Raw genomic sequence first — 9,865 nt, 5'->3', positions numbered from 1 at the left:
CGGGGGACGTCGTGGGCGACCACGCCCCGAGGAGGCCTGCCCTGCCCGGGGCTCCCAGTGTAGGTCCGGGCACCGACACGCCCCGGGAGCGGCTACGGCGCGGGGGCGGTCCCCGCAGCGGCTCCCGGCGGGGTCCCCGGGGCGGGATCCGGCGGCAGGGCCGCGCGCAGCACCTGGGCGAGGTGGACCCCCTCGGCGCCGGTGCCCTGGGCGATCTGGGTGCGGCAGGAGAAGCCGTCGGCCAGCACGATGGTCCCGTCCGCGGCGGCGCGGATCGCGGGGAACAGCTCCCGCTCCCCGAGGCGCTGGGAGACCTCGTAGTGGCCGGGCTCGAAGCCCCAGTTGCCGGCGAGGCCGCAGCAGCCCCCGCCGACCACGGCGGTGTCCACGCCGAGCTTCGCCAGCACCTCGAGCTCGGGGCCGTAGCCCAGCATCGACTGCTGGTGGCAGTGCACCTGGCACACGGCCGCGGCCGGGCCTGCCTCGGTGGCCAGCTCCCGGAACGGCCAGGGGCCGCCCTCGGCGAGGTGGCGGGCGGTGAAGGCGCCCAGCGTGGTGGTGAGCTCGGCGACCCGGGCCGCCCGCGGGTCCCCGGGCAGCAGCTCGGTGATCTCGTCCTGCAGCATCACGGTGCAGGAGGGCTCCAGGCCGATCACCGGGTAGCCGGCCTCGAGCAGGGGCGCCATGACGTCGAGGGTGTCGCGCAGGACCTTCTGCGTCATGTCCAGCTGGCCGGTGGAGTGCCAGGTCAGCCCGCAGCACACGTTGTCCATGGGCAGCAGCACGCGGTAGCCCATCGCCTCGAGGACCTCCACGGCGGCCCTGCCGGGGGCGTCGGCGGCGAAGTTCGTGAAGGTGTCGGGCCACAGCACGACGGTCGGCCGGCCCGCCGCGTCGTCGCCGGGGCGGTGCCCCTCCGCCCGGCGGTCCCGGAACCAGCGGGTCAGCGGACGGTCGACGAACGAGATCATCCGCCGCTTCCGCTCGATCCCGCCCAGGCGCTTGGTCAGCTCCTCGACGGGACGGAAGGACTCGGCCACGTTGATCGCCCGGAACGCGAAGGGGACCTTCTCCACGACCCGCATCAGCAGCGGCATCCAGCCCATCGTGAACTGGGCCATGGGCCGGCGGTTGCGCCCCAGGAAGGAGCGCAGGCCCTGGCCGTAGTGGTGGTGCAGGAACTCCGCCTTGTAGGTGGCCATGTCCACGTTGACAGGGCACTCGGTGGCGCAGGCCTTGCAGGACAGGCACAGGTCGAGGGCCTCGAGGGTCTCCTTCGACCTCCACCCGTCCGTGACGGACTCCCCGCGCAGCATCTCGGCCAGGGCGCGGGCGCGGCCGCGGGTCGAGTGCACCTCGTCGCGGGTGGCCTGGAAGGACGGGCACATCGCCCCGGCGTCGGAGCGGCAGGCGCCCACGCCCACGCACCGGTTGACGGCCCCGGCGAAGGAGCCGCCGTCGCGGGAGAACGCGTGCACGGGTGTGAGGTCGAAGGTGCGGGCCCCGGGACCGGGGCGGATGCCCCGGTCGATCGGCTCGGGGTCCACCAGCACCCCGGGGTTGAACAGCCCGTCGGGGTCGAAGGCGGCCTTGAACGCGGCGAAGGCCGACAGCGCCTCGGGGGAGTAGATGGTGCCCAGCAGCTCGGAGCGGGCGCGGCCGTCGCCGTGCTCGCCGGAGACCGACCCGCCGTAGCGGTGCACGAGGGCCGCGGCGCGCTCGATGAACGTGCGGTAGGCCGCGACCCCGGCGTCGTCGGTGAAGTCGAAGGAGATGCGGATGTGCACGCAGCCCTCCCCGAAGTGCCCGAACGGGATGCCGGTCAGGCCCAGCTCGTGCAGCAGGGCGTAGAGGTCGCGCAGGTACTCCCCCAGCCGTTCGGGCGGGACCGCGGAGTCCTCCCACCCGGGCCAGGCCTCCCCGCCGTCGGGCAGGCGGGTGACGATGCCGGCCCCGGCCTCGCGGATCCGCCACAGCCCGCGGGCCCGGTCGGCGTCGGTGACGATCACGGCGTCCACGACGTTCTCCGGCACGAGCCCCGGCAGGGCCCGGGCCGCGGCCTCGGCCTCCTCGAGGGTGTCCGCGCCGATCTCGCAGTAGAGCCAGCCGCCGCCGCGGGGCAGCTCGCCGCCGGCGTGCTCCTGGCCCGGGCGGGTGCGCAGGGCCTCGAGCAGGTCCGCGCCCATGCCCTCGATCGTGTGCACCCCCGGCACGCGCAGCTTCGGGGCGGCGGTCGCGGCCTCGAAGGCGTCCTCGAAGCCCAGCACGGCCAGGGCGGTGTGCGCGGGCCTGCGGACCAGGCGCACCGTGAGCCGGGTGATGATCCCGCACGTGCCCTCGGAGCCGGCGAAGGCCTTGGCGGTGTCGAAGCCCCTCTCCCCGAGCAGGTAGTGCAGCCCGTAGCCCGAGACCTGCCGGGGGAACTGGCCCAGCTCCGTGCGCAGCATCGCCAGGTGCCGGTCGCGCAGCTCCGTCAGCGCCCGGTCCAGCTGCGGGTCTGAGGTCCCGCCCGCGCGCAGCTCGACCTCCCGGCCGTCGGCGAGCATCACGGTCAGCGCCACGAGGTTGTCCGCGGAGGTGCCCCACGCCACGGAGTGGGAGCCGCACGCGTTGTTGGCGACCATCCCGCCGATCGTGCACCGCGAGTGCGTCGAGGGGTCGGGACCGTAGGTGAGGCCGAACTCGGCGGCCGCCGCCCGCAGCTGGTCGCACACGACCCCGGGCTCGATGACGGCCGTCATGGCCTCGGGGTCGATCGAGAGGATCCGGTTGAAGTGCCGCGAGGTGTCGATGACGAGGCCCTCGCCGATCGCGTTGCCCGCCACGGAGGTGCCCCCGCCGCGCGGGACGACCGACCAGCCGCGCTCCCGCGCCAGCGCCAGCAGCTCGCGCACCTCCCCGGCGTCGCGGGGCTCGGCCACGGCCTCGGGCAGGCGGCGGTAGAGGGACGCGTCGGAGACGTAGGCGGCGCGCGTGGTCAGGTCGTCACGGATCTCGGTCATGGTCCATCTCCTGCGCGGCGCGGCGGCCGGGCTCCGGTGGGGCGGGTCGGTGGGCGGGGTCCCCGGGTCAGGGGCTCCGGCTCACCACTCGGGGGCGATGGTGACCTCGGCGCCGTCGAGATCCTCGGCCCACTCGACCTGGCAGCTCAGCCGGGAGGTCTCGTGCCGGGTGTCGTCGAGCATGTCGAGCAGGTCCTCCTCCTCGTCGCCGATCTCCCCGGACTTCGCGAAGGAGGCCGGGTCCAGGTAGGAGTGGCACGTCGAGCAGGAGGCGTTGCCGCCGCACGTGGCCAGGATGGGGTACTTGTGCCGGGTGAGGGCCTCCATGAGGCTCTCGTGGCTCTTCCAGTCCACGCCCTCGGTGCGGTTGCCCTCGCGGTCGATCACGGTGACGGTGATGCTGCTCACTGCTGGCCTCCTGGGGCGCGCTGGCGCCCGGTCTCGACGTCGGAAATCCCGCCCCATTGTACGGTCGCCCGCCCGCGGCCCCGGACGGGCACGGCACCGGGGCGGGCCATGGGCGAGGCCGCGGGGTCAGGTCGCGGGGAAGGGGCGGACCGTCAGGGCCTGGGCGACCTGGCCGAGGTAGCCGGCCTCGTCGTGCAGCGCGGAGGAGGTCAGGCCCGTCCCCTGCGCGGTGAAGCTGACGTCGGTGTCCAGGCCCACCCAGCCGGAGACGGGCTCGCGCAGCAGGTGCACGCCCAGGTCGACGTTGGGGAACGCCGCCTCGTGCGGGGCCACCCGCACCGCGATGCCGTTGGCGGCGTCGACCGCGGTGAGGAACCGCGCCGTGGCCGAGGACTCCTCCCCGGCGACGACGGCGTGGGGGGCCCGCAGCCACATCGCCGCCCGGCCGGGCCGGTGCCCGACCACGCTGCGGCCCTCGAGGGAGGCGATGTAGCCGCCCGGCCACCGGGAGCGCATGTCCGCCGCGGGGGCCTGGGCGACCGGGGGCAGCGGCTCGCGGTGCGTGCCCGCCAGCGCGGCGGTCTCCCCGCGGGCCAGCCGCCACGTGCTCAGCCGGATGCAGGAGCGCCCGCCGTGGCTCATCACGGCCTCGAGCAGCTCGATGGTCCGGCCGGGGCGCACCACCCGGGTGGTCACCTCGATCTCCCCGCCGGGGATCAGGCCGAGGATGTCGTAGGAGAAGCGCACCGCCACCATGTCCTCGCGGGGGTGGTTCGCCTCGAGGGCGTGGGCGAGCAGGCCGGAGGCCGCACCCATGTGCTGCTCGTGGTCGTTCCAGGCGCCCTGGGAGTGCAGGGTCGAGCGGAAGCGCGTCGCGTCCAGGCGCACGAAGTACGCGTCGGGGACCTCCTCGCCGTCCAGCCCGAGGTGGCCCGCCGTCCGTGCCGTCTGCGTCATGCTCCGTGCTCCTTCCCGTCCGGCCCGCCGCGGTGCGGGTCCTGTGACCGCCCCCACGGTAGCCGCCCGGCCCCCGGGCCGCCCCCGGCGCTCGCCGCTCCCCGCCCGAGTGACCACGGAACAGGCGAGTGACCACGCCGTGCCGTGGTCACTCGCCTGTTCCGTGGTCACTCGGCGCCGGGGTAGGGCCCCGTGGGGCGGGCACGCGGAAGGCCCCTGCTCCTCGAGGAGCAGGGGCCTTCTCAATCGGCGGTGACGGAGGGATTTGAAACCTCCCTAACCGAGACGTGGTGAGCCTCAGGGCCGAAATAGCAACGATCTAGAACGCTGTAGATCACCGTTGTTCGCGCTCAGTGTGTCCATTCTGTGTCCAAATCGCGGCCATGAGATGCTTACGCGCTGCTGTCCGGGAGTCTCCCGGCGATGGGAACCTTCTTCACGGGCCGGTTCGAAAGGGCCGGCCGAGGAGACTGCGGGCACCGCTTCCCCGGAGCCGGAACTCTCGGGTGCTCTGCGACACGGCACCCGCTCTCCCCGTGGGAGGCTGTGCTGGTCCAGAGTCGACTTGTGGCTACACCTCCCCCCGAGCTCACCGTCCAGTCCATCACCGCCGGTATCGGCTCCGCGGCGCTGTTCAGCGGCGCCGTCTCCATCGTGGTCGCGCTCTTCACCACGGTGATCTTCAACTACCTGTGCGCCCCATGGCTGGAGGCCCGCAAGGACTGGCTGAAGCAGCAGTACGAACTCGCCAGGGACCTCAAGGGCCGACTGGCCAACTGCGGCGCCACGCTGCGCATGGTCGAGCAGCCTCTGAAGCTCGGATCGTCAGGGTTCCAGCCGATGCCTGATCCGACAGCGGCGCGCAAGCTCACGAGCGGTGAGGTCTCTTTGCCTGCCAACATGCGGGCCAATCGGCTGTACCCGATCTTCACCGATCTAGCCAAGTGGGCCGCGGAGGTGATCACCGCGCACAACCGGAGGGGCGGAGGTGACTCCGCACTCGAGCGGTCCGCCGGCCAGCTGATCGACCTCACCGCTCGACTCATCGAAGCGATGGACCCGGTTGCGTTCCCCTGGTCGCGGGCTCGGGCATTGCGCCGCGCTGAACGGTTGCACCGTTCCTTGCTCCGGGAGGGCAGGACGCCGGCGACACTGCCTTGGGGTCGTAAGCCGCGTGCCCGCTGGCGGTTCCCCAGGAAGTAGGCAGGCATGAAGCGCGGAGGGGGCGCGGCGCTGTGCGCCTCTGTGCGGGCCTGGGAGGGGGTCGGACCTCCCGGGGTGCATCCGGTGGCTGTTCGGGCGCGAGAGGCGGCAACGGGCGTGTGTGGTGGGCAGGTTCTGGCGGGTGGGGTGCGCCTCGCGCGCGCGCACGCGCGTAAGCGCGCGATGGGGGTAGGGGGTCGTGTGTTTGTGGGCCCACTACCGGTGGGAAGTCAGCCGCACTCTCGATTCCTGAGATTTTGCACCCCCCACCCCAACAGGGACCCCTTGTCGGCACCGCACCCGCACACCGCCGGCATCGTCGTGCACCGGCGCCGGAGACACCGGCAGCACCGCCGGCACTGCCTGTAGCGGGCACGAGGAGAGCCCCAGCACCCCGGGAGCGGGGCGCTGGGGCTCTCGTGTGGTGCTGGTGCGCTCAGGCGGCGGTGAGGTCCACGCGGGCGACCGCGGAGGGCTGGAGCACGTCGAGGTTGAAGCGTCCCTCGACGCGGAACCGCACGCGGTTGCGCTCGAAGTCATCACCACTGGTGTTGCTCGCGGCCACGCGGATGCCCTGCGTGTCGGTCGAGAGCGTGAGCTGCTTCGAGTCGAGCGCGTAGGCCTGGCCGACGGCGACCGAGGTCGACTGCACCACGGGCACACCCCACAGGGTCCCGGCCCCGAGGTTCACCGGGCCGGACTCGAGGAGGTAGGCGCCGGTGGTGAGGGTGGTGGTCTCGATCGCCTCGTAGTCGCTGGGGTGCAGCACGAGGGTGTCGGGCACGGTGCCGTTCACGCGCAGGGCGGTGATGGCCCGGCGGATGGTGTTCAGCGGGGTGCCGGTGTGCGGGACCACGAGGACCCCGCTGGTGTTGTCCAGGCCGGTCAGCTGGGCCACGCCGGTGCCGGTGATCAGCTGGTCGTCCACGGCGTTGAGCACCCCGCGGAGCATGGTGTCCTGGACCAGCTGCGCCACGGTGGGCAGGTCTTCGAGGACCATCTGGTCGACGGGCTCGGACAGGTGGGCGACGACGTGCAGCTGCGCCGGCACCTGCTCCACGCGGAACGTGGAGGTCGGCTTGAGCTGGCCCTCGGGGACGACCGCGGCGTTGTTCTCCACCGCGGTCTGGCGCACGTACGAGTAGTGCCGCTCGGCCCGCTCCACGAGGGTGAGGCGGCCGACGACGTTGCGGGCGGTGAGGTCCTCGGTCGCGGCCACCACGGCCAGACCGGCCAGCGGCGCGGTGTAGGTGGTGCCCAGCGGGGACTTCGCCTCGATCTGTCCGGCGCCGGTGGTGGTCATCTTCTTGGCCACGTCCAGTGCCGCCTTGGCGAACACGGCCCGGGAGAGGCGGGGGCCGGTCTTCACACCGGCCGCCCCGGGGCGGGGATCGTGCCCGCCGTCCAGGGCCGCGAGCATCTGCTCGGCCTCGGCGGCCTTGGCCGCGTGGGCCTTGGCCGCGGCGATCTCGTTCGGCAGCGCCTTCAGGCGGGGCAGCTGCTCCGAGGTGAGGGTGCCGGCGCGGTGCTGGGCGAGCAGGCCCTTGGCCTCGTCCTCGAGCTCCTTGAGAGTCTTCATGGTGTGCAGGTCCAATCGGTATGCCGGCGAGCGCCGGCGGTGTGCTGGGGATTGGACTGGCGGGACGCTGCGCGGGCCCTGTTGGTGCTGGCGGACTTGGCCCGGTGGGGGCTCCTCGTTGGCCGCGGGGCTGGCGGGTCTGGCCGTCTCGGCGTCTCCTGGTGGCCTTGACCCTTTGGTGGGGTTCCTCGGTCGCCGGTGTGGCGCTGGGGTTGGTGGTGGGGTGTTCCCCCGGTTGCCCGGGGGAACGTCTCCTCACCATCAGAGACGAGATCGGTGATCTCGGGGTTCAGTCTACTGGCGGGTGCGGACGTGTTGTCGCGCGCTCACGGTTCAGAAGTCCAGTTCGGCGGCGGCGATGGCCAGGTGATCGGAGGCGAGCTGTCGGTCTCCGCCGGCGAGGGCGGTGGCCATGTCCGCGGCGTCAGCGGTCAGCGCGAGGATCAGGCCGGCGGCCGCCCCGGGGGCCGGGTCGGCGGCGAGCTCGTCGAGGACGTGGCGGGCGGCGGTGGTGTCGTTGCCGAGGTGGGCGCGGATCAGGCGCACGGCGCGCAGAGCGGCGTTGAGCTGCTCGGGGGTGGAGGCGTTGGTGGTCATCGGGTCATCTTCCTGTTCCGTCGACGGGCTCGGGCCTTGGCTCGGTGGGTGGGTTGGGGTGTGGTTCTCATGCTGCGGCAACCTTTCGGGTGATGGATCGGGATCGGGTGGCGGTGCGGTCGGTGAGGGTCATGCCGCCCCACACCCCGGAGGGCTCCTGGGCGGCGAGCGCGTAGGCGGCGCACTCGGTGAGGGCGGGGCAGTCCTGGCAGGCGCGGGCGGCTGCGGCTGAGGCGTGGCGGCCGTCGGCAAGCCACGGGGTGCGGTCCTCGGCGGCCAGGCACGGGATCAGGCACCCGGCGGCCATGAGCACCTCGAGCAGGGCCAGGAACTCCTCGTGGGCGGCCGCGTCCGGCGGGGCCGGGACGGGCTGTGGGGCGGGGAGCATCTGCGGCAGAGCAGGCTCCTGCGGCTCCTGGTCCTCCTCGAACGGTGCGGGGTCCAGGTCGTCCGGGTCGAACATCACGGGCGGGTCCTTCCAGGGGCGTGAGGGGCGGGAACTCCGGGGGTGAGGAGGCTCAGCCGATCAGGCCGGCGAGGAGGGCCGCGAGCGCGTGCGCGACGTCCAGGGCGGGGAAGACGATGGCGCTCACGCGTCACGCTCACCGCGCTCGCGGGCGGTGAGCGTGCGCAGGTGGGCGAGGCCGGCGGCGGGGACGCCGCGGAAGCGGCCGGCGGCGCGCAGTTGCTCGGCGGCCGTGTGCAGGGCGGCGTTGGCCGCGAGGCCGCCGGCGGCGTCCGGGGCACCGATGCCGGTCTCCTGGTGTTCGGCGTTCCGGACGGCGGCCAGGCGCTCGAGCAGCTCGGCGGCGGCTTCCAGGTCCTCGAGGGCGAACAGGTGCGCGAGCGGGTCGGCCAGCAGCTGCTCGGCGCGGTCCTGGCCGGTGGTGTGCGCGGGATCGGTGTAGGTCATCGGGGCTCCTCGTGGTTGGGGTCGTGGTCGGTGAGCTCGGGGTGCAGCAGCTGCTCCAGGGCCAGCGCTTGCACGCGCACCGCCGTGTCGCGGTCCTCGGCTTCCACGGCGGCGAGCGCCGGCGGGGTGCGGTCTCTCCGGGCGGGGGTCATCGGCGTTCGTCTCGGCGGATGCGCCAGCCGTCCGGGCGGCGGATCAGGTGCGGGCGGCAGACCGGGCACGGGCGGGGAGCATCGTCATCCCCGAGCCAGCCGTCCCGGCAGGCGTGGCCCGCCGGGGCCGGCTCCTCGGGCAGACGGGCCAAGCCGAGGTCGGTGCGGTCACGGTCGATGTGGGGGTTCATGCTGCTCGACCTCCCATCAGCGCGGCCAGTGCATCCATCTGCCGCTTCCGTTCGTCCTCGAGGGTCATCGGCCCCGGATCGTCTTGGCCCTCGTAGTCGACCTCATCGAGCACGTCCGTCTGTCCCGGGAGCTGCTGATCTTCTCCACCGTCGCGCGAGGCGCCCGCCGGCCCTGGTGACGCTGAAGCGGGTTCGATTCCAGGGTTCTCTTCCTGGGTTCCTTCCTGGGTTAAGTTCCCGGGTTCTGCTAGGTCTGTCAGACCCCACCCCTCGGGTCTGTGAGACCCGGGGGTGGGGTCTGACAGACCCGGGGGCGGGGTCTGTGGGACCCCACCCCCGGTCTGTGGGACCCCACCCCCCTTGGGCTCAGAGTCAGCCTGGGCGGTGGCCTCGAGCATCCGATGCAGGTGCACGGTGATGAAGTCGGCGCCGCGGTATGTTCCTCCGCCGTCCGCTTCGAAGTAGCGCGGTTCCCGACTGATGAAGCCTCGCCGCTCCAGAGTGCGCAGGACGCGCTTCACGGTTTCGCGGGAGCAGCCGGTCTGTTCGGCTATCTGCGCCTGTGACCACCACATGCGCATTCCGTCCCGGCGATTGGCCTTGGTCGTGATGAAGACCAGCAGTCCCTTCTCCTGAAGGTTCAGTCCGGGGACGTCCCAGACGTGCTCTGAGTCCATTGCTGACATGCTCGCCCGGCCTCCTTCCGCTTCTGCGCCCGGGCTGCTCGCTCGGATGCGGTGTGGGGGTTGAGGTACAGCTCCGCTTCCCGCTTCCCGTGACGGATTGCCACCTGACGGGCCGCCTCGGCGGAGGAGAAGCCCAGGCGGGCGAGGATTTCGCACACGGGAGTCCCCATCGCCACG

At 72.9% G+C, this 9,865-nt stretch carries 10 protein-coding genes; 1 reads left to right on the top strand and 9 read right to left on the bottom strand.

Features of this window, described 5'->3' with window-relative positions; translation table 11 throughout:
- Positions 1 to 92: 92 nt before the first annotated feature.
- The 3 genes from AS188_RS00470 to AS188_RS00460 form a co-directional block, all read right to left on the bottom strand.
- Complete coding sequence (locus tag AS188_RS00470; RefSeq protein WP_058857187.1) at positions 93 to 3,002, bottom strand: FAD-binding and (Fe-S)-binding domain-containing protein; 2,910 nt, start codon at positions 3,000 to 3,002, stop codon at positions 93 to 95.
- Between the two features lie 81 nt (positions 3,003 to 3,083).
- On the bottom strand, positions 3,084 to 3,410 hold the full coding sequence (locus AS188_RS00465; protein ID WP_058857186.1) for a 2Fe-2S iron-sulfur cluster-binding protein: 327 nt from the start codon (positions 3,408 to 3,410) through the stop codon (positions 3,084 to 3,086).
- Between the two features lie 126 nt (positions 3,411 to 3,536).
- On the bottom strand, positions 3,537 to 4,367 hold the full coding sequence (locus AS188_RS00460; protein WP_058857185.1) for a thioesterase family protein: 831 nt from the start codon (positions 4,365 to 4,367) through the stop codon (positions 3,537 to 3,539).
- A 567-nt stretch (positions 4,368 to 4,934) separates the two neighbouring features.
- Between AS188_RS00460 and AS188_RS00455 the strand changes: the two genes are divergently transcribed.
- On the top strand, positions 4,935 to 5,570 hold the full coding sequence (locus tag AS188_RS00455; RefSeq protein ID WP_147050616.1) for a hypothetical protein: 636 nt from the start codon (positions 4,935 to 4,937) through the stop codon (positions 5,568 to 5,570).
- Between the two features lie 436 nt (positions 5,571 to 6,006).
- On the opposite strand, the gene AS188_RS00450 is transcribed toward AS188_RS00455, so the two are convergent.
- From AS188_RS00450 to AS188_RS00430, 6 genes are all read right to left on the bottom strand, one after another.
- Positions 6,007 to 7,149 (bottom strand): phage major capsid protein, encoded by a 1,143-nt coding sequence (locus AS188_RS00450; RefSeq protein ID WP_058857183.1) that lies wholly within the window; start codon positions 7,147 to 7,149, stop codon positions 6,007 to 6,009.
- Between the two features lie 333 nt (positions 7,150 to 7,482).
- Entirely contained in the window at positions 7,483 to 7,746 is a 264-nt protein-coding gene (locus tag AS188_RS00445; RefSeq protein WP_058857182.1) for a hypothetical protein, read from the bottom strand.
- Positions 7,747 to 7,813: 67 nt separating this feature from the next.
- The gene (locus AS188_RS17295; protein ID WP_236945082.1) at positions 7,814 to 8,209 is read right to left on the bottom strand and encodes a WhiB family transcriptional regulator; all 396 of its coding nucleotides are present in this window, start codon (positions 8,207 to 8,209) and stop codon (positions 7,814 to 7,816) included.
- 126 nt (positions 8,210 to 8,335) lie between these two features.
- The gene (locus tag AS188_RS00435) at positions 8,336 to 8,659 is read right to left on the bottom strand and encodes a hypothetical protein (protein WP_058857180.1); all 324 of its coding nucleotides are present in this window, start codon (positions 8,657 to 8,659) and stop codon (positions 8,336 to 8,338) included.
- Complete coding sequence (locus tag AS188_RS16740; RefSeq protein ID WP_157570903.1) at positions 8,656 to 8,811, bottom strand: hypothetical protein; 156 nt, start codon at positions 8,809 to 8,811, stop codon at positions 8,656 to 8,658. The genes AS188_RS00435 and AS188_RS16740 overlap by 4 nt, the downstream gene beginning before the upstream one ends.
- Before the next feature lie 187 nt (positions 8,812 to 8,998).
- Complete coding sequence (locus tag AS188_RS00430; RefSeq protein ID WP_083529103.1) at positions 8,999 to 9,688, bottom strand: helix-turn-helix domain-containing protein; 690 nt, start codon at positions 9,686 to 9,688, stop codon at positions 8,999 to 9,001.
- Between the last annotated feature and the right edge of the window lie 177 nt (positions 9,689 to 9,865).

Source organism: Kocuria flava (assembly GCF_001482365.1).
Taxonomy (GTDB): Bacteria; Actinomycetota; Actinomycetes; order Actinomycetales; family Micrococcaceae; genus Kocuria; species Kocuria flava.
Note: the sequence above shows the minus strand (reverse complement) of the source record. Positions and strands in the feature narration are given on the sequence as shown.

Excerpts from the sequence above, each read along its gene's own strand:
- AS188_RS00470 (WP_058857187.1), bottom strand. The coding sequence starts at position 3,002 with ATGACCGAGATCCGTGACGACCTGACCACGCGCGCCGCCTACGTCTCC.
- AS188_RS00460 (WP_058857185.1), bottom strand. The coding sequence starts at position 4,367 with ATGACGCAGACGGCACGGACGGCGGGCCACCTCGGGCTGGACGGCGAG.
- AS188_RS00450 (WP_058857183.1), bottom strand. The coding sequence starts at position 7,149 with ATGAAGACTCTCAAGGAGCTCGAGGACGAGGCCAAGGGCCTGCTCGCC.
- AS188_RS00445 (WP_058857182.1), bottom strand. The coding sequence starts at position 7,746 with ATGACCACCAACGCCTCCACCCCCGAGCAGCTCAACGCCGCTCTGCGC.
- AS188_RS17295 (WP_236945082.1), bottom strand. The coding sequence starts at position 8,209 with ATGTTCGACCCGGACGACCTGGACCCCGCACCGTTCGAGGAGGACCAG.
- AS188_RS00435 (WP_058857180.1), bottom strand. The coding sequence starts at position 8,659 with ATGACCTACACCGATCCCGCGCACACCACCGGCCAGGACCGCGCCGAG.
- AS188_RS16740 (WP_157570903.1), bottom strand. The coding sequence starts at position 8,811 with ATGACCCCCGCCCGGAGAGACCGCACCCCGCCGGCGCTCGCCGCCGTG.
- AS188_RS00430 (WP_083529103.1), bottom strand. The coding sequence starts at position 9,688 with ATGTCAGCAATGGACTCAGAGCACGTCTGGGACGTCCCCGGACTGAAC.